Annotated in this window: 27 protein-coding genes; 16 read left to right on the top strand and 11 right to left on the bottom strand. The window is 72.1% G+C overall.

The window, feature by feature from the left end; translation table 11 throughout:
• The first annotated feature begins 65 nt into the window (after positions 1-65).
• Entirely contained in the window at positions 66-386 is a 321-nt protein-coding gene (fdxA, locus tag ACH4F2_RS29410; RefSeq protein ID WP_003973842.1) for a ferredoxin, read from the top strand.
• 136 nt (positions 387-522) lie between these two features.
• A complete protein-coding gene (locus ACH4F2_RS29405; protein ID WP_398135777.1) occupies positions 523-1,620 on the top strand; it encodes a bifunctional succinyldiaminopimelate transaminase/glutamate-prephenate aminotransferase in 1,098 nt (365 codons plus the stop codon).
• Between the two features lie 78 nt (positions 1,621-1,698).
• On the opposite strand, the gene ACH4F2_RS29400 is transcribed toward ACH4F2_RS29405, so the two are convergent.
• Complete coding sequence (locus ACH4F2_RS29400; protein ID WP_398135776.1) at positions 1,699-2,145, bottom strand: ATP-binding protein; 447 nt, start codon at positions 2,143-2,145, stop codon at positions 1,699-1,701.
• 321 nt (positions 2,146-2,466) lie between these two features.
• Positions 2,467-3,462, bottom strand: coding sequence for a heavy metal transporter (locus tag ACH4F2_RS29395; RefSeq protein WP_398135775.1), 996 nt, complete (start codon positions 3,460-3,462; stop codon positions 2,467-2,469).
• A gap of 83 nt (positions 3,463-3,545) precedes the next feature.
• On the opposite strand from ACH4F2_RS29395, the gene dapE reads away from it, so the two are divergent.
• Complete coding sequence (gene dapE, locus ACH4F2_RS29390; RefSeq protein WP_398135774.1) at positions 3,546-4,625, top strand: succinyl-diaminopimelate desuccinylase; 1,080 nt, start codon at positions 3,546-3,548, stop codon at positions 4,623-4,625.
• Between the two features lie 108 nt (positions 4,626-4,733).
• Positions 4,734-5,492, top strand: a complete 759-nt coding sequence (locus tag ACH4F2_RS29385; protein WP_398135773.1) for a TIGR00730 family Rossman fold protein — start codon at positions 4,734-4,736, stop codon at positions 5,490-5,492.
• A 138-nt stretch (positions 5,493-5,630) separates the two neighbouring features.
• Here the strand turns inward: ACH4F2_RS29385 and folP are convergent, their stop codons facing one another.
• Positions 5,631-6,491 carry a dihydropteroate synthase gene (gene folP / locus ACH4F2_RS29380; RefSeq protein ID WP_398135837.1) on the bottom strand — a complete coding sequence of 287 codons (861 nt, stop codon included), beginning with the start codon at positions 6,489-6,491 and terminating at the stop codon, positions 5,631-5,633.
• 276 nt (positions 6,492-6,767) lie between these two features.
• On the opposite strand from folP, the gene ACH4F2_RS29375 reads away from it, so the two are divergent.
• Complete coding sequence (locus ACH4F2_RS29375) at positions 6,768-7,121, top strand: DivIVA domain-containing protein (RefSeq protein ID WP_398135836.1); 354 nt, start codon at positions 6,768-6,770, stop codon at positions 7,119-7,121.
• The gene (locus ACH4F2_RS29370) at positions 7,118-7,729 is read left to right on the top strand and encodes a DNA-3-methyladenine glycosylase I (protein WP_398135772.1); all 612 of its coding nucleotides are present in this window, start codon (positions 7,118-7,120) and stop codon (positions 7,727-7,729) included. Before ACH4F2_RS29375 ends, ACH4F2_RS29370 begins: the two co-directional genes overlap by 4 nt.
• Before the next feature lie 64 nt (positions 7,730-7,793).
• On the opposite strand, the gene ACH4F2_RS29365 is transcribed toward ACH4F2_RS29370, so the two are convergent.
• Positions 7,794-8,597 (bottom strand): enoyl-CoA hydratase/isomerase family protein, encoded by an 804-nt coding sequence (locus ACH4F2_RS29365; RefSeq protein WP_398135771.1) that lies wholly within the window; start codon positions 8,595-8,597, stop codon positions 7,794-7,796.
• Positions 8,598-9,029: 432 nt separating this feature from the next.
• Between ACH4F2_RS29365 and ACH4F2_RS29360 the strand changes: the two genes are divergently transcribed.
• Positions 9,030-9,197, top strand: coding sequence for a DUF3117 domain-containing protein (locus ACH4F2_RS29360; protein WP_003966491.1), 168 nt, complete (start codon positions 9,030-9,032; stop codon positions 9,195-9,197).
• A gap of 117 nt (positions 9,198-9,314) precedes the next feature.
• On the opposite strand, the gene ACH4F2_RS29355 is transcribed toward ACH4F2_RS29360, so the two are convergent.
• On the bottom strand, positions 9,315-10,013 hold the full coding sequence (locus tag ACH4F2_RS29355; RefSeq protein WP_398135835.1) for an O-methyltransferase: 699 nt from the start codon (positions 10,011-10,013) through the stop codon (positions 9,315-9,317).
• Positions 10,014-10,258: 245 nt separating this feature from the next.
• On the opposite strand from ACH4F2_RS29355, the gene sigE reads away from it, so the two are divergent.
• The 5 genes from sigE (at position 10,259) to ACH4F2_RS29330 (ending at position 15,584) form a co-directional block, all read left to right on the top strand.
• Complete coding sequence (gene sigE / locus ACH4F2_RS29350; RefSeq protein WP_398135770.1) at positions 10,259-10,969, top strand: RNA polymerase sigma factor SigE; 711 nt, start codon at positions 10,259-10,261, stop codon at positions 10,967-10,969.
• Positions 10,966-11,940, top strand: a complete 975-nt coding sequence (locus ACH4F2_RS29345; protein WP_398135769.1) for a zf-HC2 domain-containing protein — start codon at positions 10,966-10,968, stop codon at positions 11,938-11,940. The genes sigE and ACH4F2_RS29345 overlap by 4 nt, the downstream gene beginning before the upstream one ends.
• 95 nt (positions 11,941-12,035) lie before the next feature.
• The gene (locus tag ACH4F2_RS29340) at positions 12,036-14,006 is read left to right on the top strand and encodes a trypsin-like peptidase domain-containing protein (RefSeq protein ID WP_398135768.1); all 1,971 of its coding nucleotides are present in this window, start codon (positions 12,036-12,038) and stop codon (positions 14,004-14,006) included.
• Between the two features lie 147 nt (positions 14,007-14,153).
• Entirely contained in the window at positions 14,154-14,597 is a 444-nt protein-coding gene (locus ACH4F2_RS29335; RefSeq protein ID WP_398135767.1) for a sec-independent translocase, read from the top strand.
• A gap of 315 nt (positions 14,598-14,912) precedes the next feature.
• A complete protein-coding gene (locus tag ACH4F2_RS29330; RefSeq protein WP_398135766.1) occupies positions 14,913-15,584 on the top strand; it encodes a hypothetical protein in 672 nt (223 codons plus the stop codon).
• 134 nt (positions 15,585-15,718) lie between these two features.
• On the opposite strand, the gene ACH4F2_RS29325 is transcribed toward ACH4F2_RS29330, so the two are convergent.
• The 3 genes from ACH4F2_RS29325 to ACH4F2_RS29315 are packed head-to-tail and all read right to left on the bottom strand — an operon-like array spanning position 15,719 to position 18,778.
• Complete coding sequence (locus tag ACH4F2_RS29325) at positions 15,719-16,852, bottom strand: Mrp/NBP35 family ATP-binding protein (RefSeq protein ID WP_373902575.1); 1,134 nt, start codon at positions 16,850-16,852, stop codon at positions 15,719-15,721.
• A gap of 44 nt (positions 16,853-16,896) precedes the next feature.
• Entirely contained in the window at positions 16,897-17,496 is a 600-nt protein-coding gene (locus tag ACH4F2_RS29320; protein ID WP_398135765.1) for a DUF1003 domain-containing protein, read from the bottom strand.
• Positions 17,486-18,778, bottom strand: coding sequence for a magnesium transporter MgtE N-terminal domain-containing protein (locus tag ACH4F2_RS29315; RefSeq protein WP_398135764.1), 1,293 nt, complete (start codon positions 18,776-18,778; stop codon positions 17,486-17,488). The genes ACH4F2_RS29320 and ACH4F2_RS29315 overlap by 11 nt, the downstream gene beginning before the upstream one ends.
• Positions 18,779-19,082: 304 nt before the next feature.
• Between ACH4F2_RS29315 and ACH4F2_RS29310 the strand changes: the two genes are divergently transcribed.
• Positions 19,083-19,817, top strand: coding sequence for a hypothetical protein (locus ACH4F2_RS29310; protein ID WP_398135763.1), 735 nt, complete (start codon positions 19,083-19,085; stop codon positions 19,815-19,817).
• A 6-nt stretch (positions 19,818-19,823) separates the two neighbouring features.
• Here the strand turns inward: ACH4F2_RS29310 and ACH4F2_RS29305 are convergent, their stop codons facing one another.
• Together ACH4F2_RS29305 and ACH4F2_RS29300 are read right to left on the bottom strand one after the other, a co-directional pair.
• Positions 19,824-20,336 carry a hypothetical protein gene (locus ACH4F2_RS29305; RefSeq protein ID WP_398135762.1) on the bottom strand — a complete coding sequence of 171 codons (513 nt, stop codon included), beginning with the start codon at positions 20,334-20,336 and terminating at the stop codon, positions 19,824-19,826.
• A 33-nt stretch (positions 20,337-20,369) separates the two neighbouring features.
• Complete coding sequence (locus tag ACH4F2_RS29300; protein WP_398135761.1) at positions 20,370-21,485, bottom strand: magnesium and cobalt transport protein CorA; 1,116 nt, start codon at positions 21,483-21,485, stop codon at positions 20,370-20,372.
• 551 nt (positions 21,486-22,036) lie between these two features.
• Here ACH4F2_RS29300 and ACH4F2_RS29295 point away from each other — a divergent pair.
• Positions 22,037-22,633 (top strand): suppressor of fused domain protein, encoded by a 597-nt coding sequence (locus ACH4F2_RS29295; protein WP_398135760.1) that lies wholly within the window; start codon positions 22,037-22,039, stop codon positions 22,631-22,633.
• Between the two features lie 30 nt (positions 22,634-22,663).
• Here the strand turns inward: ACH4F2_RS29295 and ACH4F2_RS29290 are convergent, their stop codons facing one another.
• Positions 22,664-23,926, bottom strand: coding sequence for an MFS transporter (locus ACH4F2_RS29290; RefSeq protein ID WP_398135759.1), 1,263 nt, complete (start codon positions 23,924-23,926; stop codon positions 22,664-22,666).
• A 168-nt stretch (positions 23,927-24,094) separates the two neighbouring features.
• Here ACH4F2_RS29290 and ACH4F2_RS29285 point away from each other — a divergent pair, with 168 nt between their 5' ends.
• On the top strand, positions 24,095-24,736 hold the full coding sequence (locus ACH4F2_RS29285; RefSeq protein ID WP_398135758.1) for a DUF6758 family protein: 642 nt from the start codon (positions 24,095-24,097) through the stop codon (positions 24,734-24,736).
• 213 nt (positions 24,737-24,949) lie between these two features.
• Positions 24,950-25,807 (top strand): PHP domain-containing protein, encoded by an 858-nt coding sequence (locus ACH4F2_RS29280; protein WP_398135757.1) that lies wholly within the window; start codon positions 24,950-24,952, stop codon positions 25,805-25,807.
• Positions 25,808-25,831: the final 24 nt, after the last annotated feature.

Here is a 25,831-nt window from a genome sequence, read left to right as displayed (position 1 = left end):
TCCCGCGCGCCAGGCGGCGGAGCCTGAGGAGGCCCGCCAGCGCCCAATCGAGGAGGAACGACAGCGTGACCTACGTCATCGCGCAGCCTTGTGTCGACGTGAAGGACAAGGCGTGCATCGAGGAGTGCCCGGTCGACTGCATCTACGAGGGCCAGCGGTCCTTGTACATCCACCCGGACGAATGCGTCGACTGTGGTGCCTGTGAGCCGGTCTGCCCGGTCGAGGCGATCTTCTACGAGGACGACACCCCGGAGGAGTGGAAGGACTACTACAAGGCGAACGTCGAGTTCTTCGACGAGCTCGGCTCGCCCGGTGGTGCCAGCAAGCTGGGGCTGATCGAGCGCGACCACCCCTTCGTCGCCGCGCTGCCGCCGCAGAACCAGTAGGAGCGGCCCGCGCCGCCTCGGTCCCGCACGGCTGATCGCACCCGATCGGTGCCGTGCGGGACCGAGGCGTTTCGCCATGCAGCAGCACCGGCAGCACCGGCAGCACCGGCCGCACCAAGAAAGTGAGCCAGTAACCGTGTCCGCAGTCCTCGACCGCCTGCCCGCCTTCCCCTGGGACAAGCTGGAGCCGTACAAGAAGACGGCCGCCGCGCATCCGGACGGCATCGTCGACCTCTCCGTCGGCACCCCGGTAGACCCGGTCCCCGAGCTGATCCAGAAAGCCCTGGTCGACGCCGCGGACTCCCCGGGCTACCCGACCGTCTGGGGCACCCCGGCGCTGCGCGACGCGATCACCGGCTGGGTCCAGCGCCGCCTCGGCGCCCGCGACGTCACCCACCGCCACGTCCTGCCCATCGTCGGCTCCAAGGAACTCGTCGCCTGGCTCCCGACCCAGCTGGGCCTCGGCCCCGGCGACCGGGTGGCCTTCCCGCGCCTGGCCTACCCGACGTACGAGGTCGGCGCGCGCCTGGCCCGCGCAGAGTACGAGGCGTACGACGATCCCACCGAGCTGGACCCGGCGGGCCTGAAGCTCCTCTGGCTCAACTCCCCGTCCAACCCGACCGGCAGGGTCCTGTCGAAGGCCGACCTGACCCGGATCGTGGCCTGGGCCCGCGAGCACGGCATCCTGGTCGCCTCCGACGAGTGCTACCTGGAGCTGGGCTGGGAGGCCGACCCGGTCTCCGTCCTGCACCCGGACGTCAACGGCGGTTCGTACGACGGCCTGGTCGCCGTCCACTCGCTCTCCAAGCGTTCCAACCTCGCCGGCTACCGCGCGGCCTTCCTGGCGGGCGACCCGGCCGTCCTGGGCCCCCTCCTGGAGATCCGCAAGCACGGCGGCATGATGACGTCGGCGCCGACGCAGGCGGCCGTGGTGGCGGCCCTCGGCGACGACGAGCACGTCCGCGTCCAGCGCGAGCGCTACGCGGCCCGCCGCACGGCCCTGCGCGAGGCGCTCCTCGGCCACGGTTTCCGCATCGAGCACAGCGAGGCCAGCCTCTACCTCTGGGCGACCCGCGACGAGTCCTGCTGGGACACGGTGGCCCACCTGGCCGAGCGCGGCATCCTGGTGGCTCCCGGCGACTTCTACGGCCCGGCCGGCGAGAACTTCGTCCGCGTGGCCTTCACCGCCACGGACGACCGCGTCCGCGCGGCAGTCCGACGCCTGACGGCCTGACGGCCACCGGCGCGGGCACGCGAAACGCCGGGGCCCAGGGAACGAACCCTGGGCCCCGGCGCCGTACGCGTCGGATGATCAGCCGAGCGGCAGCCCCTGCACGGGCAGCGCGCCCTTGCCCAGCGCGCCCTTGCCCAGCGCGTCCGTCGGGAGCCCGCCCTTCGTGGCCGTCTGCGCCGTGTCACCGACGATGTCCCCGGCGGAGCCCGCCGCGTCCCCGGCGGCCTTCTGCGCCACCGGCGTGGCCTTCTTGACGACCGAGCCACCGGCCTTGCCGGCGTCCGGCACGGCCTTCTGGAGGGTCTTGCCGCCGGTCTCGCCCGCGGTCTCGGTGACGTTCTGGGCCGCGGCGTCCACGGTGTTGCCGACATTCGCCCCGTCCAGGGCGGTCAGTCCCCCGAGGTTCGGGGTGGCCGGCAGTTCGGGAGCCGCGCTGGCGGAGCCGGCCGCACCGACCCCGGCAGCCGCTCCCGCAGCGACGAGCAGCGCGGCACGGGCGATCCGGCGGGTCAGGGGGAGAGACATGATGCTCCTTCGACGGAAGTCAGTGATGAGGAAACCGACCGCGCCCGGCTGGTGATCGGCCGGGCTCGGACGCAGTGACTACCGCCCGAAGGCCGCGAAGGTTGCGGCGGCACAATGCAAAGAGTTGGTAATGCGTCGCATTATCAGTTGCCCAGAAAAACGGGCAAAAGGGCTGCGTCCGGAAAGCCTGCCGAATCCTTACAGCCCTTGATCCTCCTGGGCTCCGCCGGATTTCGGCATGACGGCGCGAAAACCGCGCACCGCGTCGACGCGACGCCCGTGCGGGTAACTCCCAGGAGTGGCGGCTCGTACGGTTGAGCGCTACCGCGCGGACGTGATCCGGACCGATCCCGCGGCCCGTTCCGCGCCCCGCGTGCCGCCGGCGTCCGTCGGGTGCCACTTGCTGCCGGTGTGTCCCGCGGTCCACTCCCGGCCCGCGTACGAGACCCGTTCGACACGCAGCTGGGAGGCGTTGGCCACCGCCCAGTGCGCCAGCTGCCAGCCGCGCCGCTCAAGGTGCTCCCGCGCACCCGGGCCGGCGGTCACGGGCAGCGTCACGGTCCGCCCGTCGGAGCCGCTCGCGTCGCCCGCGGGTCCCGCGGTCGGCGAAGGGGAGGCGGTGGGAGCCGTCGCGGCGTCGTCGGCGGCCGAGCCGGCCGACCGGAGCACGTCCTGCCCGAAGTCCCGTACGAGCGCCGCTCGGACCGCGTCCGGCCCCTGCGCGCGGGCCGCTTCCGGGCGTCCCTCGCAGGTCAGCGTCGCCGCGGACCGTCCGGTCAGCGCGGCTGCGAGCAGCGTGGCGTCCGGTTCGTGCTTGGCGTACGCCTGCGGGAAGCCGCTGCGCTGCACGCGCTGGGCGGCGACCGTGAGCGGAAGGCGCGTGTAGCCGGGGACCTCGACCAGATGCTCGTAGAACATGCCCGCCGAGTACGCCGGGTCCATGATCCGCTCCGGCGTGCCCCAGCCCTGCGAGGGGCGCTGCTGGAACAGGCCGAGCGAGTCGCGGTCGCCGTGTTCGATGTTGCGCAGCGACGACTCCTGCAGCGCGGTCGCCAGTGCGATCGTCACCGCCCGCTCCGGCAGGCCGCGCGCGGTGCCCGCGGCGGTGATCGCCGCCGCGTTCACCGCCTGCTCCGGCGTGAACTCGTAGACCGCGCCCCCGTCCTGGCCCGAGACGACCTTGCAGCCCGGAGAGCCCGCCCCTCCGGTGACGTACTGCACCGCGAGGTAACCGGCGACCGCGAGCAGGACCAGACAGGCCGCCCCGGAACGGAGCAGGCGGCCATGGCGTTTACGGGTTGGCGACGGCTGAAGCACGCGTACAAGGTACTGGAGGGCAGAACGTGGTGAGTGCCGGGCAAGGGCAGTGCCCGAAAGGGCAGGGGCGTTAGGGTCGGGCCATGGCCGATACCCCGCTTGACCTCACGCTGGACGCCGCGGAGCTCACCGCCCGGCTCGTCGACTTCCCCTCCGAGAGCGGCACCGAGGAGCCGCTCGCGGACGCCATCGAGAGCGCCCTGCGCGCCCTGCCGCACCTGTCGGTCGAGCGCTACGGCAACAACGTCGTGGCCCGTACGGATCTGGGCCGGGCCGAGCGCGTGATCCTGGCCGGACACATCGACACCGTCCCGATCGCCGGCAACGTACCGTCCCGGCTGGACGCCGACGGGGTCCTGTGGGGCTGCGGCACCTGCGACATGAAGGCGGGCGTCGCCGTGCAGATGCGCATCGCGGCGACCGTCCCGGCCCCCAACCGCGACCTCACCTTCGTCTTCTACGACAACGAGGAGGTCGCCGCCGAGCTGAACGGGCTGAAGCACGTCGCCGAGGCCCACCCGGAGTGGCTGGAGGGCGACTTCGCGGTGCTCCTCGAACCGTCGGACGGCCAGGTGGAGGGCGGCTGCCAGGGCACGCTGCGGGTGCTGCTGAGGACGACGGGGGAGCGGGCCCACTCCGCGCGCTCCTGGATGGGCTCCAACGCGATCCACGCCGCCGCCCCGATCCTGGCGCGCCTGGCCGCGTACGAGCCGCGCTACCCGGTGATCGACGGCCTGGAGTACCGCGAGGGCCTGAACGCGGTCGGCATCACGGGCGGGGTCGCGGGCAACGTCATCCCCGACGAGTGCGTGGTCACGGTCAACTTCCGCTACGCCCCGGACCGCAGCCCCGAGGAGGCCCTCGCCCACGTGCGCGAGGTCTTCGCGGACTGCGGGGTGGCCGAGTTCGTGGTCGACGACCACAGCGGCGCGGCCCTGCCGGGACTCTCCCACCCGGCCGCGGCGGCCTTCATCGAGGCGGTGGGCGGCACCCCGCAGCCCAAGTACGGCTGGACGGACGTCTCGCGCTTCTCGGCGCTCGGCGTCCCGGCGGTCAACTACGGTCCGGGCAACCCGCACCTGGCGCACAAGCGCGACGAGCGGGTGGAGACGGCGAAGATCCTCGCGGGGGAGGAGCGCCTGCGGTCCTGGCTGACGGCGTGATCCATACAGGGTTTACGCCGCTGCGTGGCGGACATGCTGAGGTCCCTCGCCCGTAACCCGCGTGGATCTACGCTGAGGTGGAAGAACCTGCAACTGGAGGGAGCGCGCATGGCTACTGGCAACCCCGAGGGCAAGAGGCGGCCACCGGAGGAGCAGCGCCTGGGCCCTGTCCTCCGGCGGCGGGGACAGGTCCAGAAGAGCACCACGGACCAGCGTCTGCTGGACGAGCGTGCCCCGACCGACTGGGTCCACACCGACCCGTGGCGTGTCCTGCGCATCCAGTCGGAGTTCATCGAGGGCTTCGGCACGCTCGCCGAACTCCCGCCCGCGATCAGCGTCTTCGGCTCGGCCCGTACAGCGGCGGACTCACCGGAGTACGAGGCGGGCGTGCGGCTCGGGCGGGGCCTGGTGGAGGCCGGCTTCGCGGTCATCACCGGCGGCGGCCCCGGCGCCATGGAGGCGGCCAACAAGGGCGCCCTGGAGGCCAAGGGCACGTCGGTCGGTCTCGGCATCGAGCTGCCCTTCGAGCAGGGGCTCAACCCGTACGTCGACATCGGCCTGAACTTCCGCTACTTCTTCGTCCGCAAGATGATGTTCGTGAAGTACGCGCAGGGCTTCGTGGTCCTGCCCGGCGGACTCGGCACCCTCGACGAACTCTTCGAAGCACTCACCCTGGTGCAGACCCAGAAGGTGACCCGCTTCCCCATCGTCCTGTTCGGCTCCGAGTACTGGGGCGGCCTGGTCGACTGGCTCCGCGGCACCCTGGTCGCCCAGGGCAAGGCCGCGGAGAAGGACCTCCTGCTCTTCCACGTCACGGACGACGTGGAAGAGGCGGTGGCCCTGGTCTCCAAGGAGGCGGGCCGCTAGCGGGACGGGCGGGCCGCCCGCCGGACCACCGCCGCCCGGGCGCCGGGGGGGGGGGGGGGGGGCGGCCCCCCCCCCCCCCCCCCCCGCGGCCCCCCCCCCCCCCCCCCCCCCCCCCCCCCCCCCCCCCCCCCCCCCCGCCTACGCCAGTCCCCGCCGGGCCACCGCGGGCTCCCGGTGCCCCGCGATCGTCGCCACCATGTCCAGCACCTGCCGCGTCTCCGCCACCTCGTGCACCCGGTACACCCGCGCCCCCAGCCACGCCGACACCGCCGTCGTCGCCAGCGTCCCGAGCAGCCGCTCCTTCACGGGCCGGTCCAGCGTCTCCCCGACGAAGTCCTTGTTGGACAGGGACACCAGCACCGGCCACCCCGTCTCCACCATCTCCCCGAGCCGGCGCGTCGCCTCCAGGCTGTGCCGCGTGTTCTTCCCGAAGTCGTGGCCGGGATCGATCAGCACCGACTCCCGCGGCACGCCCAGGGCCACCGCCCGCTCGGCCAGCCCCAGGGTCACCTTCAGGATGTCGGCCACGACGTCCTCGTACGTCACCCGGTGCGGCCGGGTCCGCGGCTGCGCACCGCCCGCGTGCGTGCAGACCAGCCCGGCCCCGTACCGCGCGGCGACCTCCGCGAGTCCCGGATCGACGCCGCCCCACGCGTCGTTCAGCACGTCCGCCCCCGCCTCGCACACGGCCTCGCCGACCTCGTGCCGCCAGGTGTCCACGCTGATCACGACGTCCGGGAAGCGCCGCCGCACCTCCGCGACGAACCCCACCGTCCGCCGCGCCTCCTCCTCGGCCGACACCTCGTCCCCCGGCCCGGCCTTCACCCCGCCGATGTCGATGATCGCGGCACCCTCGGCCACCGCCTGCTCCACGCGCGCGAGGGCGGGCTCGTCGCGGAAGGTCGCCCCCCGGTCGTAGAAGGAGTCCGGGGTCCGGTTCACGATCGCCATGATCACCGGTTCGTGCGCCGCGAATTCACGCCTGCCCAGCCTGAGCATCCCCTGTGACATCTCCTCGTCCATACCGTTCTCACGTCCCGCTCTCGGCCCTGGGGCCGGCCTCCGGACCCGGCCTGCGAATCCGGTCCTCATGTACGGCTTCGGCCGCCTGCGGCCCCGACTGTCAGACTCGCATGGCACGATCGGACCCGACACAACCGACTCCGACTCCGATTCCAGCCTCGACTCCGATCCAACCAGCCACGCGATCCGCCGAGTCCTCGAACCCGTGCGATCGCCGCGCTCGACCCGACCATGGGGGCCCCAGCGATGGTCATGTTCCTGTTCCTCGTCATCGCGCTGGCCGTCGTGGTCGCCGCGGTGACGCTCGCCGTGGTGAGCGGCGGCGACAGCGGGCCGCTGCCCGACGCCGCCCCCGAGCGGCTGCCGGACTCCCTGCCTCCGGACCGCCCACTGCGCCGCGCGGACGTGGAGCGCCTCCGCTTCCCGCTCGCCGCCCGCGGCTACCGCATGGCGGACGTCGACGACGCCCTCGGCCGCCTCGGCGCCGAGCTGGCCGAGCGCGACGCCCGCATCGCCGACCTGGAGTCCGCGCTGGCCGACGCCCGCGCTGCCGGCGCCCACCAGCACGTCTCCATGGAGAAGCCGGCCCAGGAGGAGCAGCAGTGAGCGCCGGGCAGGCCGTCGCGGGCCCGGACGGCGCACCGCGCTGCCCCTGGGCCCTGTCCACCACGGACTACGTGGCGTACCACGACGAGGAGTGGGGGCGTCCCGTCCACGGCGACGACGCCCTGTTCGAACGCCTCAGCCTGGAGGCCTTCCAGTCCGGCCTGTCCTGGATCACGATCCTGCGCCGCCGCCCGGGCTTCCGTACCGCGTTCGCCGCATTCGAGATCTCCAAGGTGGCGGCCTTCACCGACGAGGACCGCGAGCGCCTGCTCGCCGACGCGGGCATCATCCGCAACCGCGCCAAGATCGACGCGACCCTCGCCAACGCCCGCGTGCTGACCGAGTGGGCCCCCGGCGAGCTGGACGAGCTGATCTGGTCCCACGCCCCGGACCCCGACGGCCGCCCGGTCCCGAAGACCCTCGCCGACGTACCGGCCGTCACACCGGAGTCCACGGCGCTGTCCAAGGCACTGAAGAAGCGGGGCCTGCGCTTCGTCGGCCCGACGACGGCGTACGCGCTGATGCAGGCGTGCGGACTGGTCGACGACCACCTGGAGACATGCGTGGCGCGCAAAGGCCCGTCCGGAGGCAGCCACTCCGGAGCCTGAGGGCGACGCCGTCCGGGCCGGGCCGCGGCCTCCGGGACGGTCACCGCGGCCGACGATCAGCGGCTCACTTGCCCAGGTAGCGCGGCTTCTCCTTGCCGACGAACGCCCGCACCGCGATCGCGTGGTCCTCCGAGGAGCCGGCCCGGGACTGCAGCTCGTCCTCCTTCTCCAGCGTCTCGGAGAGCGAGTGCGTCAGCCCGTACGCCATCGCCTCCTTCAGCGCCGCGTACGCCACCGTCGGTCCCTCGGCCAGCGCCCGCGCCGTCTGCTCGGCCTCGGCACGCAGGTCGGCGGCGGGCACCACCCGGTTGGCGATGCCCAGCTCGTACGCCTCCCGAGCGCCGATACTGCGCGGGAAGAGCAGCAGGTCGGCGGCGCGTCCGGGGCCGACGACGCGCGGCAGCGTCCAGGAGACGCCCGAGTCGGCGGTGAGCGCGACCCCCGCGAAGGACGTGTTGAAGGCCGCGGTGTCCGCGACGATCCGGTAGTCCGCCGCGAGCGCGAACCCGAAGCCCGCCCCGGCCGCCACGCCGTTCACGGCGGCCACCACCGGCTTCTCGGCCTCGGCGAGCGCCCGCACGATCGGGTTGTAGTGCTCGCGGACCGTGCTCATGGTCCGGCCCGAGCCCGTCTCCCGGTCGGCGGCCAGCAGCCCGATGTGCTCCTTGAGGTCCTGGCCGACGCAGAACGCCCGCTCCCCGGCCGCGGTCAGCAGCACCGCCCGTACGGCGTCGTCCGCGGCCGCGGAGCGTGCCGCCTCCCGGAGCGCGACCTTGGTCTCGATGTTCAGCGCGTTCATCGCCTCGGGGCGGTTCAGCGTGATCGTCGCGAGCCCGTCGCTCACCTCGTAGAGCACGGTGTCGGCCATGTGAATCCCCTCCGCGTCGTGGCGTGTGTCGTGGAGTGCGTCAGTCGGTCACCTTCACCGCGTCGGCCGGTCCGGCGCCGGCCGGTCCCTGCGGCAGCGCGTCCTGGCGCGTCCGGAAGACAGCATGACGGAGATCACCGGTGGCGGATCGCTCCGCGGATGTGACCTGCGTCAAAGAATCGCGGGCCGTATCCATTCGGCGGAAGTGGGAAGGGCGCGCAGTATTGCAGTCACATCGCCGAATTGGGTGGTTTTGCTCGCGTGCGTTGCCCAAGCGATGCCGGCCGATGTTGGTCATCGGGTCCTGGGATGCGGGATAATGGCTGGGAAGCAATGTGTTCGATGCCGGTGTCGCGCGTCCATGCCGGACTGCGCGTGCCCTCACGGGCCGTCGGCGGTGACGGTGAGCTGGTATCAGGAAGGGGAACGAGCATGGCGGCCATGAAGCCGCGGACGGGCGATGGCCCGCTCGAGGTGACCAAGGAGGGGCGGGGCATCGTCATGCGCGTTCCGCTCGAAGGCGGCGGTCGACTCGTCGTCGAGCTGACCCCCGATGAGGCCGACGCGCTCGGCGACGCCCTCAAGAAGGTCGTCGGCTGACGCGCGAGCGACCATACCCGTTCAGTCGCCCCGGTACCGACCATGGTGCCGGGGCGATTGTTTTCGTGGTACCGGGAGGGGACCCGGGGTTCTCCGTGCGCTCCCCGGGCCGGTGGATCACCGCTTGACGGCGCACAGCAGCCCGTCGCCCACCGGCAGCAGTGACGGCACCAGCTCCTGGCTCTCCCGCACCGCGCGCAGGAGTTCCCGCAGCCGCAGCACCTCGGTGGGCTGCGGTCCGGAGTCGATCGTCCGGCCGGCGCCGAAGACACCCTCGAAGGCGACGAGACCTCCGGGGCGCAGCAGACGCAACGATTCAGCGAGATAGTCCAGGTACTCCAGGCGGTCCCCGTCACAGAAGACGAGGTCGTAACCGGCGTCCGCGAGCCGGGGCAGCACGTCCAGCGCCCGTCCCGGAATGAAGCGGGCCCGGTTGCTGGCGAAGCCCGCGGCGCGGAAGGCCTGGCGGGCGAACTGCTGGTGTTCCGGCTCCGGGTCGACCGTGGTCAGCACCCCGTCCGGCCGCATGCCCTGCAGGAGGTGGATCCCGGAGACGCCGCAGCCGGTGCCGATCTCCGCGACCGCCTTGGCGTCCACGGCGGCGGCGAGCAACCCCAGCGCGGAGCCCGTGCCCGGGGTCACCGAGCGCAGGCCCGCCTCGCGGGCCCGGTCGCGTGCCCAGAGCAGCGCGTCGTCCTCGGCGACATAGGCGTCGGCGAACGCCCAGCTCGTCTGCCGGTTGCCGGTAATGACCCTCTCCTGTCCCCGTCGTTGCCTCGGCGTGACTGTATCCGTTGGCGTCGGGAACCCGCAGATGGGACCAGTCGTTTGAAGGGGAGACCAAAGAGACGACTGAGCGGCCGGACTGCGACGGGGGGCGGCGGATGGACCAGGACGCCGAGCAAGTGCTGACGCAGCCGCACGAGCCGTGCCGGTTCAGATCAAATTCTCGTAAAACCGCTTATCCGGAGCTAACGGGCGAGGTGGCTATGGTAGGGGCTCCACTGGACACCACCAGAGCCGACAGGGGAGGTGCGGCCGCACCCGCGGATCGGGGAGGAGTGCTGCGGCGCTTCCTCGGATCGGCAGGCAGGCCGAAATCCGTGAACGACACCGCTGCTGACCACAGCCACGCAGGTCCCACCTCGGGACGCACCCAGACCGCGACCTTCACCAGCGACGCGGACGGGCAGGCGTGGACTCCGCCCACCTGGGAGGAGATCGTCAGCACCCACAGCGGCCGGGTCTACCGCCTCGCCTACCGCCTCACCGGCAACCAGCACGACGCCGAGGACCTCACCCAGGAGGTCTTCGTCCGCGTCTTCCGGTCGCTGTCGACGTACACGCCGGGCACCTTCGAGGGCTGGCTGCACCGCATCACCACGAACCTCTTCCTGGACATGGTCCGCCGCAAGCAGCGCATCCGCTTCGACGCGCTCGGCGACGACGCGGCCGAGCGGCTGCCCAGCAAGGAGCCCAACCCGCAGCAGGTCTTCCACGACGCCCACTTCGACGCGGACGTCCAGCAGGCCCTCGACACCCTCGCGCCCGAGTTCCGCGCCGCCGTCGTCCTCTGCGACATCGAGGGACTGTCGTACGAGGAGATCGCCGCGACGCTCGGCGTCAAGCTCGGCACCGTCCGCTCCCGGATCCACCGCGGTCGCTCCCAGCTGCGCAAGGCGCTCGCACACCGATCTCCGAAGGCGCGTGCCGAGCGTCGCTCGTTCGCGGCCCGTGTTCCCGCACTGGGAGGAGGGGGCACGAGCGCGTGAGTGGGTCACGGCCTGAATCCGAGGGACACCTCGCAGAGCAGCATCTGGGAGACCGACTCTCCGCCCTGGTGGACGGAGAGCTCGGTCATGACGCGCGTGAGCGCGTACTGGCGCACGTGGCCACCTGCCCGAAGTGCAAGGCGGAGGTCGACGCGCAGCGCCGGCTGAAGAACGTCTTCGCAGAAGCGGCCCCGCCGACGCCGTCCGAGAGCTTCCTGGCCCGCCTCCAGGGCCTCCCCGGGGGAGGTGACGCGGACGGCGGCGGATCGCCGCTGGGCGGCGGACAGTTCACCGGCGGCCTCGACGGGGTCTTCGGGACGAAGCGGGGCGAGCGGTTCGAGTTCGACTACGTCCCCGCCCGCCGGCACTTCCCCGTGCTGTCGTCGCCCTCCTCACCGGGGCGGGGCTTCCGGATCCACGACGTGAGCCGGCACGAGTCGGACCGGGCCTCCTCACGCGGCCTGCGGTTCGCGTGCGCCGCCGCCGGCGCGGTGTCGCTGGCCGCGATCGCGCTGGGCGGGGTCACCGTCGGCACACCGGACACCACCACGGAGGCTCGCGGCTCCGGCAGCGGCAGCAACGTGACGCCGACGCGCACCCAGGGCGCGGGAGCGGTCACGAGCTCCGACAGTCAGCGCCGTCGCGCGGGCGGTCCGCTGCTCGGCCAGGGTCAGCGGGCGTTCGGCGACACCTCCGTCGCTCCCACGGTCATGTCCGCGCCGCTGCTGCCGGGAGTGCCGGCCCCGTTGGGCGCCGATCCGGGGCAGCAGGCCGTGCGCGCGCTGACCACCCCGGTGACGGCCGGTGCCGCCGCCATGTCCCCGCTGATACGTCCGCTCGAAGCGGTTCCACCGCTCGTCGCGGCCTCCGAGGTCAGGCCGCCCGGCCTGCTCGCCGCACCCGTCCCCGATCCGGCCCCGACCCCTCGTCCGGCGGCTTCCCCCGCCACCTCCCACCGTCCGGTTCCCTGACCGGCGTCTGCGCGCCGGTCCGCGAACCTGATTGAATCCGGGGTGGCACCAGAGCCCTTGGAGCCGACGATCTGCGGCCAGCTGCGGGGGAGAACATGAACGAGGGGAAGCCCACGAAGGCGAAGTGGTGGAGTCGGCCCCGCTCGTCGGAGGACGCGACCGACGGCGCGACCGACGGCGACTTCGCACTGGAACGCCCTCGCACGGCCCGCACCACCGGCACCGGTGACGACGTGGCCGACGGCGGCGACTTCGAGCTCGAACGCCCGGTGGCACTCCGCGCGGCCGACGGGGGAGACGGCGACTACGAGCTCGAAGGCCCGGCGGCACACCGCGTGGCCGACGAGAGCGACGGCGACTACGAACTGGACCGCCCGGCGCCCGAAACGGCGACCGGGTCCGCGGCCGACAACGAGACCCCGGACACCGGCGCCCACACGGGCGTCGATGACCTCGACGGCTCGCTGTCCGCCGGACCCGTCGCCGAGCGCGGCAAGCCGCTGCACGACCCGGACCCGTACAGCACCCCTCCGTACGGCGAGCCGGGGCCCTGGGCCCCCGCTCCGCCGGTGCAGCACCCGTCGGCGACGCCCGCGCACGGCAGCGTCGCGCACGGCAGCGTCGCGCACGGCAGCGTCGCGCACGGCACGGTCGCGCACGGCACGCCTGCGCACGGCACGGTCGCGACGGGGGCGCCTCCCGCATCCGGCGTGCCGGCGGCACCGTCGCTGTCCGCGCCTGCGGGCGCGGTCCCCGACCCGGCGTTGGCGGATGCCGCGCCTCCCGCTCTGCCGGTGACGCCGGTGCCTGCCGGGTCGGCGTCGACGCCCCCCGGCACGGGCGGCGACAGCCCGGGCGCCGACCCCTGGGGGCGCTACGACCCCTGGGCCGCCCCGGCCGCCGCCGCGCCGCTTCAGCACAGCGGTACGGTCGCGCCGACGAGGGAGCAGCGGCGCAGGCGGGCCAGGAAGGCGTTGGCCGGCGGGGCGCTGCTGATCGCCCTGGTGTCCGGCGGCGTGGGCGGCGCCATGGGCGCGTACCTGGAGCGCAACGGCGGCGTGGGCACCGTGGAGCTGCCGCAGGCCGGGAAGGAGGCGGTGGAGCGGGCGCCGGACAGCGTCGCCGGCATCGCCGACCGGGCGCTGCCGGGCGTCGTGACCCTGCACGTGAGCGGCGGCGACGCCGCGGGCACCGGCACCGGCTTCGTCCTCGACGACCGCGGACACATCCTGACCAACAACCACGTCGTGGAGCCCGCCGGGTCCGGCGGCGAGATAACCGTGACCTTCAACAGCGGCGACACCGCCGAGGCCACGGTCGTCGGCCGCGACGGCGGGTACGACCTCGCCGTGGTGAAGGTGAAGGGCGTCAGCGGCCTCACCCCCATGCCCCTCGGCAACTCCGACAACGTGAGGGTCGGCGACCCCGTCGTCGCCATCGGTGCCCCCTTCGACCTGGCGGGCACGGTCACCTCCGGCATCATCAGCGCCAAGGAGCGGCCCATCACGGCCGGCGGCGAGGAGGGTGACGGCAGTGACGTCTCGTACGTCGACGCCCTGCAGACCGACGCGCCCATCAACCCCGGCAACTCCGGTGGCCCCCTCCTGGACGCCCAGGGCCGGGTCATCGGCATCAACTCCGCCATCAGGTCCGCCGGCAGCGGCGACGCCGAGCCGGACGGCGGCCAGGCCGGTTCCATAGGACTCGGCTTCGCCATTCCCATCAACCAGGGCAAGCGCGTCGCCGAGGAGCTGATCAACACCGGCAGGGCCACCCACCCGGTCATCGGCATCACCCTCGACATGAACTACACCGGCGACGGCGCCCGCGTCGGCGCCGAGGGCAGCGACGGCGGCCCCGCGGTCACCACGGGCGGCCCCGGAGCCGAGGCCGGTATCGAACCGGGGGACGTGATCACGGCCGTCGACGGCCAGCGCGTGCACTCCGGCGAGGAACTCATCGTCAAGACCCGCGCCCACCGCCCCGGCGACCGCCTGGAGCTGACGCTGGAGCGCGACGGCAAGGAGACGAACGTCTCACTGGTACTCGGCTCGTCCGACGGCTGAACGGCCGCCCAGGCCCCGACAAGGGGCCAGGAAGGCAAACAATTCGGAAAGCGCCCGCATACACGCACTCGGGGCTCACGGGACGGTACCGGTCGGACGGGATCGGCGGGTACCGTGGTGGCGGCCCGGACATCCAAGGAGCTTCAGGTGTTCAATGACATAGGCGCACTAGAGCTGGTGACGCTCGTCGTCCTCGCCGTGCTCGTCTTCGGTCCGGACAAGCTTCCCAAGGTCATCCAGGATGTGACGCGCACCATCCGGAAGATCCGGGAGTTCTCGGACAGCGCCAAGCAGGACATCCGGCAGGAGCTGGGCCCCGAGTTCAAGGACTTCGAGTTCGAGGACCTGAACCCCAAGACGTTCATCCGCAAGCAGCTGGACAACGACGAACTGGGGCTCAAGGAGATCCGCAACGGCTTCGACCTGAAGAAGGAGATGGCCGAGGTCACCGACGCGGTCCACGGCCGCGAGTCGGATTCGTCGTCCGGCTCCTCGTCCTCCGGCTCCTCCGGTGGTCGGATCGACATGTCCAAGAAGCCCGAGACGCCCGCCCGGGACGACCGCCCGCCGTTCGACGCGGACGCCACCTGAGCCTCCCCCCCCCGAGCGTCACCCGCGTGCCGACCGGGTGTCGCCCGAGTGCCACGTGAGTGCCACCTGAGCCAGGCCCGCGTACCGCCGCATGCCACGGAAGCCGGCTCCGTCGCCGCACGTGACACGTCTCACACTCCGGGCAGGGCGTGCAGGGCCTGAAGGCGGCGTCCGCGCGACCCACGCGCCGGGCGGTTTCCCGACTGCCGCCTGTGGTGTGGCTATGCTTCCCGAGTTGTTGTGCGGACCGGACGAGTGCGCCCGAAGGGGGGCGGGCCGTTCCGGTCCGACGAGAGCGAGGAGGCGTCCGGGCACATGGAGACGACGAGTGGCGCAGTCGCGCAGGCGCCGGCCGCGGAGGACGGACAACAGGTCCCCTCCGCCCGGCGTACGGTCGACGGCTACCTGCGCGCGCCCTTCCCTTGGTACGGCCTCGACGAGGCCTTCACGGGGCGGCGCTGGCTGATGCAGGTCGGCACGGCGGCCGACGGGGCCGTGGAGCACGGCTCGATCGGGCACGGCGACGAACCGTCGGTGCGCAACGAGCACCGGGCGGGCGACGAGCGGGACGCCAAGGAGAAGTTCGCGGTCGTGGTGACCGTCGCGGCCAACCCCGACCGGCACAGCGCCGACGGCACCGGTCTGCTGGAGGCCACCTCGGTGTCCTCGGCCGCCTGGCTCGCCGGCGTGGGTCTGCTGTCCTTCACCTGGCCGGGCCAGATGGACCACTCGCTGCGCGACGACTGGCTGGAGCAGCAGACGGAGACCGCGTGGGTCCTCGCGGACGATCTCGACGGTGACGACTGGTCGACGCTGTCGCTCCCCGTGGACGGCGTGCCGACGTCCTTCCACTACCGGGAGTCCGAGTTCGGCTGGGTGCTCGCCGGTTCCACCGAGCAGGGCGTGCACGTGGGGGCGTACGGCAGGGGCATGAGCGCGTACGGGCTGGCCTTCTCCGTGGTCAAGGACATCACCGCGTACGTCTAGCCGGCGGGCGGGTGCACGGCGTTCGACGGGTGCACGGCGTACGACGGGTGTACGGCGTACGGCGGGTGCGCGACGAGGGGCGCCGTCCCGGCGGACAGCGCCCCTGTTCCCTTGCGGAGTTCCCTCGCGAAGCGTCAGAATTTGTTCTTCGGCGTGATCCCCAGCGACAGCCCCGAAAGGCCACGCTGGCGCCCGCCCAGCTTCCCCGCGATCGACCGCAGGGCCGCGCCCGCCGGGGAGTCCGGGTCGGACAGGACGACGGGCTTGCCCTCGTCGCCGCCCTCGCGCAGGCGGACGTCGATCGGGATGGAGCCGAGGACCGGGACGGACGCGCCCGTGGTGCGGGTCAGGCCGTCGGCGACCGCCTGGCCGCCCCCGGTGCCGAACACGTCGACCATCTCGCCGCAGTGCGGGCAGGGCAGCCCCGACATGTTCTCGACCACGCCGACGATCTTCTGGTGGGTCTGCACGGCGATCGCGCCCGCCCGCTCCGCCACTTCGGCGGCGGCCTGCTGAGGGGTCGTCACGACCAGGATCTCGGCGTTCGGCACGAGCTGCGCCACCGAGATGGCGATGTCACCGGTGCCGGGCGGCAGGTCGAGGAGCAGGACGTCCAGGTCGCCCCAGTACACGTCCGCCAGGAACTGCTGGAGCGCGCGGTGCAGCATCGGGCCGCGCCAGACGACCGGCGCGTTGCCCGGGGTGAACATGCCGATGGAGATGACCTTCACGCCGTTGGCCGAGGGCGGCATGATCATGTTCTCGACCTGGGTGGGACGTCCGTCGGCGCCCAGCATGCGCGGCACGGAGTGGCCGTAGATGTCGGCGTCGACGACACCGACCTTCAGGCCGTCCGCCGCCATCGACGCCGCCAGGTTCACCGTCACCGACGACTTGCCGACGCCGCCCTTGCCGGAGGCGACCGCGTACACCCGGGTCAGGCTGCCGGGCTTGGCGAAGGGCACCTCGCGCTCGGTCTGGCCGCCGCGCAGGGCGGTGGCCAGCTCCTTGCGCTGCTCGTCGCTCATCACGTCGAGCTCGACGTCGACGCGTGTGACACCCTCGACCCGCGACACCGCGTCCGTCACACGCTGCGTGATGGTGTCCCGCATGGGACAGCCGGAGACCGTCAGGTACACGGCGACCGCGACCGCTCCGTCCGCGCCGATCTCCACCGACTTGACCATCCCCAGCTCGGTGATGGGCCGGTTGATCTCGGGGTCGTTCACCGTCGCCAGTGCTTCGCGCACCGCGTCTTCCGTAGCCATAGGGTCGATGGTACGGCGCCGCCCACGGGGCACGGAAAGCCCCGTCACCGGTCGTGTACGTCACGCCCCGCGGACCGGTCTGCCGGGAATACGCCGCGGTCGGGGTGGTGGCCGTCGTGCCGCTCCTCCAGGTCCTTGATCACGTCCTGCAGTTCGGAGCGGATCCAGTCCCGGGTCGCGACCTCGCCGAGCCCGATGCGCAGGGCGGCGATCTCCCGGGTCAGGTACTCGGTGTCGGCGATCGACCGCTCGTTCTGCTTGCGGTCCTGCTCCAGGTTGACCCGGTCCCGGTCGTCCTGCCGGTTCTGCGCGAGCAGGATCAGCGGGGCCGCGTAGGAGGCCTGCAGCGACAGCATCAGCGTCAGGAAGATGAACGGGTACTCGTCGAAGCGCAGGCTGCTCGGCGCGGACACGTTCCACACCACCCACAGGATGATGACGACGGTCATCCAGACGATGAACCGACCGGTGCCCAGGAAGCGCGCGACGCGCTCCGACAGCCGGCCGAAGGACTCCGGGTCCCACTCGGGCAGCAGCCGGCGCCGCGGTGGGCGGGGCTGGTCCAGCCGGGCCCGGGTGCGGGAAGCCGCCGTGGCGCCCGACGCGGCCCGCTCACGGGGCGCGGTCTCACGCTCAGGCACCATCGGCGCCCACCTCCCCCGTCGTCTCCTCGAGGTGGTACTCGGTCTCCCGCCAGTCGTCGGGCAGCATGTGGTCCAGTACGTCGTCCACGGTGACCGCGCCCAGCAGAGCTCCGGAATCGTCGACGACGGGCGCCGCGACCATGTCGTACGCGGCGAAGAACCCGGCGACCACGGGCAGCGCGGCGTCGGGATCCAGGGGTTGCAGTCCGTCGTCGATGATCGAGCCGACCAGGGTGTACGGGGGGTCGCGCAGCAGGCGCTGGAAGTGGACCGTGCCCAGGTACTTGCCGGTCGGGGTCTCCTCGGGCGGCCGGCAGACGTAGACCTGGGCGGCGTGCGCCGGGGACAGGTCGGGGTTGCGGATGCGGGCCAGCGCGTCCGCGACGGTCGCGTCCGGCCGCAGCACGATCGGCTCGGTCGTCATCAGACCGCCCGCCGTGTGCTCCTCGTACGCCATCAGGCGCCGCATGTCGGCCGCGTCGTCGGGCTGCATCAGACTCAGCAGCCGCTCCTTGTCCGCCTCGGGCAGCTCACCGAGCAGGTCGGCCGCGTCGTCCGGGTCCATCGCCTCCAGGACGTCCGCGGCGCGCTCCTCCTTGAGCTTGCCGAGGATCTCGATCTGGTCGTCCTCCGGCAGCTCTTCCAGTACGTCGGCCAGGCGGTCGTCGTCGAGGGCGGCGGCGACCTCGGCGCGGCGCTTGGCGGACAGGTGGTGCAGGACGTTGGCGAGGTCGGCCGGGCGCAGCTGCTCGAACGTGGCGAGGAGGTTCTCGGCGCCCTGCCCCTGCTCCTCCACGGAGAAGCCGGTGACGCCGGACCACTCGACGGTCAGTGTCTCGCCCTTGTTGCGCCGGAAGGCGCCGCCCTTCTTCCCCTTGCGGACGAAGACCTTGTCGATCTCCCAGTCCCGGCGGGCGGGCAGCTGCTGCACCGACAGGTCCAGGACGGTGACCTCCTCGCCGGTCTCGGTGAGGGTGACCCGCCGGTCGAGCAGCTCGCCGAAGACGAGGCGCTCGGTGGGCCGCTGCTCGAAGCGCCGGACGTTGAGCACGCCGGTGGTGATGACCTGGCCGGACTCGATGCCGGTGACCCGGGTCATGGGCAGGAAGATGCGGCGGCGGGTGGTGAGTTCGACGACGAGGCCGAGCACCCGCGGGGGTTTGCGGGCCACGCGGAGCATGACGACCAGATCGCGCACGCGTCCCACCTGGTCGCCGGTCGGGTCGAAGACGGCGATGCCGGAGAGATGGGAGACGAAGATCCGGGGGGCGCCCGCTGCCATGGCCGCGGCTCCTTTTCGTAAGCGTGCGTCAGACTGCGTGAGAACTGTTTCGTACGGTGTCTCTTTCCCGAATTGCCCGCTCGGACGGGCTTCAGGCTAGCCCGTCCCGAACCGCTCCGCTCTGGCGGCCGGTCCGGACGGACTGGCTCCGCCCGCCGTTCACGGCCCCGGTACGCTGCCGTACGCCGCTCGGACCCCTCTCAGCTCCTTGCCGGCCCCTGCCAGACCCCTTGCCCGTCCTCGCCCGCCCTTTGCCAGTCCCTGTCAGTCCTTGTCAGTCCTTGTCAGAAAGGCAGCCCTACCTGTGTCTGTGACTCCCCGGCGCCGAATCCGCAGGGTCGCGATGATGGGCGCGGTGTGCGCCCTGGCGGTGACGGGAGCGGGGCTGACGGGATGCGGCAGTGAGGACCCGGACGCGGGCACCAACGGCGTCGGCAGACTCCCGGCCGACAAGATCCACGCCAAGACCCGCACGGCCGCCGAGTCCGCCCGGGCGGTACGCCTGCACGGGAGCGTCGCCGCCGGTGGGGACACGTACACCCTCGACATGCGTCTGAAGCCCGACGGAGGGACCGGGTCGGTCGCCGCCGACGGGACGACGTTCGGGCTGCTGCGCGTCGGCGAGCAGCTCTTCCTCAAGGCGGACGCCGGGTTCTGGAGCGGCGGCGGTGACACCGGGGCCGCCGAGAAGCTGGCCGACAAGTACGTCAAGGTGCCGCAGAGCGACCCCGTGTACAAGAAGTTCAGCGGCTTCGCGGACAAGGACGTCCTCCTCGGCGATCTGCTGTCCCTGCACGGCACGGTGGAGACGGACGGACGCCACGAGCAGGCCGGCGTGCGCACCATCCGGATCACCGGCGACGAGGGCTCCGGCGGCTCGCTGGACGTCTCCCTGGAGGGCACGCCGTACCCGCTGCGCCTGGTGCGGGCGGGCAGCGCGGGCACGCTCAGCTTCTCGGACTGGAACAAGGACTTCGCGCTCACGGAGCCGGCGAAGGACGACACGCTGGACTACGGCAAGCAGCTGCCGACGTCCTAGGACGCGCTAACGCCTCTTCCGGCGTTTCAGCAGCAGGCGCCCCAGCGCCGCCGGGGCCGGTTCGCGCGTCGTCGCCGGACTCGGCAGCGGCGCCTGGGCCAGCGAACCGTCGGGCAGGGGTGCCGTCGCCCCCGTCGGCTCCAGGCGCACCACCCGGCACTCACGGGCCCAGCGGTCGGTCATCGCCTCGCCGTCCGGGGCGTTCAGCCGCTTGCCCTTGAGGTCGGCGACCGCGGCCTGCCACGCCTCGGAGCCGGGCGGCAGCTCCACGACCCGGGCCGTCCAGGAGACCAGCCGGCCCCCCTTGTCCTTGCTGCGCACCGTCACCTCGGCCGTGACCCCGTCGGCCAGCCCCGGCAGCGGCTGCTCGCCGGGGCCGTCACCGATGACGCAGGCCGCGCCCTCGTGCCAGACGTGCCACAGTGGACGCGCGGCCGCCCCGGGCCCGCCGGCCCAGATGAGACCGGACTTCTTCGTGGCCTCCTCGACGAGGGCCTGGTCGAGCAGCTCGCTTGTCATGCGGCCAGCCTATCCAGCCCTCTTCTGCCCCCGTCAGAGCCAGCCGTTGCGCTTGAGCGTGCGGTGGATGCCCAGACAGAGACCGACCGTGATCGACAGGACCAGCGGGTAGCCGAACTTCCAGTGCGTCTCCGGCATGTAGTCGAAGTTCATTCCGTACACCCCGCACACCATCGTCGGTACGGCGATGATCGCGGCCCACGAGGTGATCTTGCGCATGTCCTCGTTCTGCGCGACGGACGCCTGGGCGAGGTTGGCCTGGAGGATGGAGTTCAGGAGTTCGTCGAAGCCGACGACCTGCTCCTGCACCCGCGCCACGTGGTCGGCGACGTCCCGGAAGTACTTCTGGATCTCCGGGTCGATCAGCCGCATCGGCCGCTCGCTGAGCAGCTGCATGGGCCGCAGAAGGGGCGACACCGCCCGCTTGAACTCCAGCACCTCGCGCTTGAGTTGGTAGATCCGGCCGGCGTCGGTGCCCCGCGGACTGCCCTTGCGGCCCGGCGAGAACACCTCCGTCTCGACCTCGTCGATGTCGTCCTGCACCGCGTCGGCGACCGCGATGTAGCCGTCGACGACGTGGTCGGCGATGGCGTGCAGCACCGCGGAGGGGCCCTTGAGCAGCAGCTCGGGGTCCTCCTGCAGCCGGTGTCGCAGCGCGCGCAGCGAGCCCTGCCCGCCGTGCCGGACGGTGATGAAGAAGTCCCGCCCGGTGAAGCACATGACCTCGCCGGTCTCGACGACCTCGCTGTTGGCGGTGAGCTCGTCGTGGTCGACGTAGTGGATGGTCTTGAAGACCGTGAACAGGGAGTCGTCGTAGCGCTCCAGCTTGGGCCGCTGATGGGCCTGGACGGCGTCCTCCACGGCCAGCGGGTGCAGTCCGAACTCCCGGGCGATACCGGCGAATTCGTCCTCGGTGGGCTCGTGCAGACCGATCCACACGAACCCGCCGTCGCGGCGCACCTGGCGCATCGCCTGGTGCGGGCCGAGGGGCGTGTCCGTTTCGACACGGGCGCCGTCGCGGTAGACGGCGCAGTCGACGACGGCGGAGGCGGTCGCCGGGTCGCGGGTGGTGTCGTAGGCGCCACTGTCCTTGCGCAGAGAGACGCGGGACGGGCGGACCGCGGCGCGCAGGTCACGGATCATCGACATGGCAGGCTCCTTCGCGACGGGCAGCGAACGGCGCCGGTGGCGGGTGGAACCACCCGGAATGAGGACGTCCTGAGTACGTGTGTTCCGCACGTCCACAAAGCGGGGAGCACCGCACCGTCGCGGTGGCCGGCTTCGCTGCTGATTCAGCTGCTGGTTTCAGCTGCTGACACGGATCGATGAGTCGACGAATCGACGAATCGACGGACCGGATCAGACAAAACGAGACGAAGTGCTCTTCCGCGTGAAGGTGCGCGGATGATGGGAGGCGGCAGGGGCGAGGAGCCGGAGCAGCTGCATCAGCGGCCGGAAGAGCGGGTGGTACTGCACGGTCGACTTCGGTCCATGCCAGCCCCACCTCCTCCGGCCGGTCCCTCGTGAGGGACGATCGATTCCCTCTGTTTGGGAGGGTTCCCCGTAGGGGAGTCTTCAGAGCGTCGGGGTCTTGATCGCGACGCACTGCGTGCTGCCCCGAACCGCTGGGCCAGAGTACCAGTCACCCGGCGTGTCAAGGCGCCGCTTTGCCGTATCCCGACGAGTTCTATGCTCGCCGCATGGCTGATGTTCTTCCTCTGGTCGAGGCCCGGTTGCGCAGCGCGCTGGGCGAGCCGGACGCGCGCGCCGCGGTCACCTTCCTCGGCACCGACCGTATCGAGGTGCTCCGCTTCCCCGGAGGCGGCCAGGAGGGCGACATCGTCCGTTACGCCACCCTCGGTATGGCGGCGCAGCCCATGGCGGACCCCACGGCCGTGCTCGCCGATCCGGTCAGGGGTCCCCGTGCCGAGCTGGTCCTCTCCGTCCGGGCCGGTCTCGCCGACACCGACAAGGTGCTCCGTCCGCTCGCCGTGCTGGCCGCGTCCCCGCAGGTCGAGGGTGTGATCGTGGCGCCCGGCGCATCTCTGGACGTGGGCGGGGCGCTGTGGCCCGGCGCGCCGTTCACCTCGGTCCTGGTCGCCGAGCCGGGCGGCCTGGTCGAGGATCTGGAGCTGGACGCCCCGCTGGACCCCGTACGGTTCCTGCCTCTGCTGCCGATGACGCCGAACGAGGCGGCCTGGAAGCGGGTGCACGGCGCACAGGCCCTTCAGGAGCGATGGCTGACGCACGGGACTGACCTGCGCGATCCGTCCCGCAGGTCAGTCCCGCTGGAGTGACGGAACTCACCGGGCTCCGGTCCGCGTCCGTCAGCTGTCGGTGAAGGCCGCGACTCCGTCCTCGGCCGCGTGCCGCGGCTCCGGCTCCCGCGCCACGGGGGTCCCCCCGCTCGAGCGAAGCCGGGAGTGGGGGAGGGTGAGGGCGCGACGCCGTACGACGACCACGACCGCGCCCAGCACGGCGGTGACGGCCGCCACGACGAAGGGCATGTGGACGTCGGCCCACTCCTCGATCTTCGGCGCGAAGTAGGGAGCGGCGGCCGCCGCGAACCAGCGCACGAAGTTGTAGCCCGCGCTCGCCACCGGACGCGGCGCGTCCGACACCCCGAGGGCCAGTTCGGTGTAGACGGTGTTGTTCACGCCGATGAACGCGCCGGACAGGATCGTGCAGACGATCGCCGCGGTGTGGTTGCCGTAGCCGAGGACCAGTACGTCGGCCGCGAGCAGCACCAGCGAGCCGCCGAGCACCGTCAGTGAGCCGAACCGCTTCTGCATGCGCGGCGCCACGAGCACCGAGAAGACGGCGAGCAGCACGCCCCACGCGAAGAACACGGCACCCGACTTGTACGGCGTCATGTTCAGCACGAACGGCGTGAAGGCCAGCACGGTGAAGAACGTGTAGTTGTAGAAGAACGCCGACACGGCGGCGGAGGCGAGACCGCCGTGGCCCAGCGCCTTGAGCGGGTCCAGCAGCGACGTCTTGCGGGCCGGCTTCGGCTGCTCTTTCAGGAACACCGTGATGCACAGGAAACCGATCGCCATCAGGAACGCCGTGCCGAAGAACGGGTAGCGCCAGCTGGCGTCGCCGAGCAGCGCGCCCAGCAGGGGCCCGCAGGCCATGCCGAGGCCGAGGGCGGACTCGTACAGCAGGATCGCCGCGGCGCTGCCGCCGGCCGCCGCGCCGACGATGACCGCGAGGGCCGTCGAGACGAACAGCGCGTTGCCGAGGCCCCAGCCGGCCCGGTAGCCGACGAGCTGGCCGACCGTGTCGGAGGTGCCCGCCAGGCCCGCGAAGACCACCACGAAGGCGAGGCCGAGCAGCAGGGTCTTGCGGCCGCCGATGCGGCTGGAGACGAAGCCGGTGACCAGCATCGCGAGTGCGGTGATGAGGAAGTACGAGGTGAACAGGAGGGAGACCTGGCCGGCACTCGCGTCCAGGCCCTCGGCGATGGACGGCAGGATCGGGTCGACGAGTCCGATGCCCATGAAGGCCACGACGGATGCGCCGGCGGTCGCCCACACGGCCTTGGGCTGTCGCAGGATGCCGCCCGCACCCGCTTCGAAGGGGTCCATGCAATCGCTCCAATGCCGACGAGGGGGGTCGGGTAGTTGGTGTATACACACAGTAAGTTAGCGGAGCTAATTAATGCAAACTACATCTAGTTCCCGCTGGTCGGTCCTTCCGTCCGGATGGGTGATCGTCCTTGACGCGGGCGGGCGAGGGTAGGACCGTGGGACTCTATGAGGGGCGAACCCAGTTGCCCGAAATGTGGTGGCCGGGTCAGGGCTCCCGGCCTCTTCGCCGATTCCTGGCAGTGCGACCTGCACGGCACCGTGCACCCGGTACAGCCCGTGCTTCCGCCCAGCGTCGAGGCGCTCGGCGTCGTGGTGCACCGCACGCAGGTGCCGGTCTGGATGCCGTGGCCGCTGCCGGTCGGCTGGCTGTTCACCGGCGTGGCCTGCGCGGGCGACGACCGCAGCGGTGGCCGGGCGACCGCCGTGGCCTGCTCCGGCCCCGGACCCCTCGGCGGCATCGGTGAGCTCATCCTGATCGCCGAGGAACTCGGCGTCGGCCTCGGGGCGCGGTACGCGGGCATCGACGCGCCGGACCCCGGGCCGTACATGAACGTCGAGAAGCCGCCCCAGGCGAAAGTCCTGGCCGCCGGCCGTCCGGCCCCGCTCTGGCATGTCACCGGCGCGCCCGTCGACCGTGCCGTCTTCGCCGGGGAGGCCCTCGGGATGTGGTTGTGGGCCGTCGTCTGGCCCGAGCGTTCGGGGCTGCTGATGTACGAGGAGCTGGTGCTGACCGACCTCCGGGACGCGGGCGCCGAGGTGGACCTGGTGCCGTGCGGGGCGCTGTCACCGAGGTTGATCCAGCCGTAGGCGCCGTGGCGCGGGGCCGGGGGTGGGCGTGTGCTGGAGGGGGCGAGCTTGGTGCGAGTCCGGGGGCGGGCGCGTGCTGGAGGGGTGCGAGCTTGGTGCGGGGCCGGGTGGGCGTAGGGGGCGTAGGGGTGCTGCGGGTGTGACAGTGGTGCGTGGAGTTCCGGTTATCCTTGAGCGTCCCCATCCGTCCCGTCACCGCTTGGAGCCAGCGTCGTGCGCATCGATCTGCACACCCACTCCACCGCGTCCGACGGCACGGACACCCCCGCCCAGCTCGTACGCAAGGCCGCCACGGCCGGGCTGGACGTCGTCGCGCTCACCGACCACGACACCACGCGCGGACACGCCGAGGCGGTCGCCGCGCTCCCCGAGGGGCTCACCCTCGTCACCGGCGCCGAACTCTCCTGCCGGCTCGACGGCGTCAGCATGCACATGCTGGCCTACCTCTTCGACCCCGAAGAGCCCGCCCTGCTCGCCGAGCGCGAGCTGGTCCGGGACGACCGGGTGCCGCGGGCCAAGGGCATGGTCGCCAAGCTCAACGCGCTGGGCGTGCCCGTCACCTGGGAGCAGGTCGCGCGCATCGCCGGCGACGGTTCGGTCGGACGGCCGCACGTGGCCACCGCCCTCGTCGAACTCGGCGTGGTGCCGACCGTGGGCGACGCCTTCACTCAGGAGTGGCTGGCCGACGGCGGCCGGGCCTTCGTGGAGAAGCACGAGACCGACCCCTTCGAGGCGCTCCGGCTGATCAAGGCGGCGGGCGGCGTAGCCGTGTTCGCGCACCCGGCCGCCACCAAACGGGGCCGCACGGTACCGCAGACCGCGATCGAGGAGCTCGCCGCCGCCGGGCTCGACGGCATCGAGGTCGACCACATGGACCACGACGCGGACACGCGGGCACGGCTGCGGGGCACGGCGAAGGAGCTGGGGCTCCTGGTGACCGGCTCCAGCGACTACCACGGCACCCGGAAGACCTGCGTACTCGGCGAGTACACGACGGACCCCGAGGTGTACGGGGAGATCACGCGGCGGGCGTTCGGGGCGTTTCCCGTGCCGGGGGCCGGCGGGGTCTGAGTCCTGCCCCGGTCACACCCTTCT

Origin of the sequence: Streptomyces sp. NPDC017890 (assembly GCF_044328675.1) — a bacterium.
Taxonomy (GTDB): Bacteria; Actinomycetota; Actinomycetes; order Streptomycetales; family Streptomycetaceae; genus Streptomyces.
The sequence above is the reverse complement of the archived record's forward strand: the minus strand, read 5'-3'. Positions and strand labels throughout refer to the sequence as shown.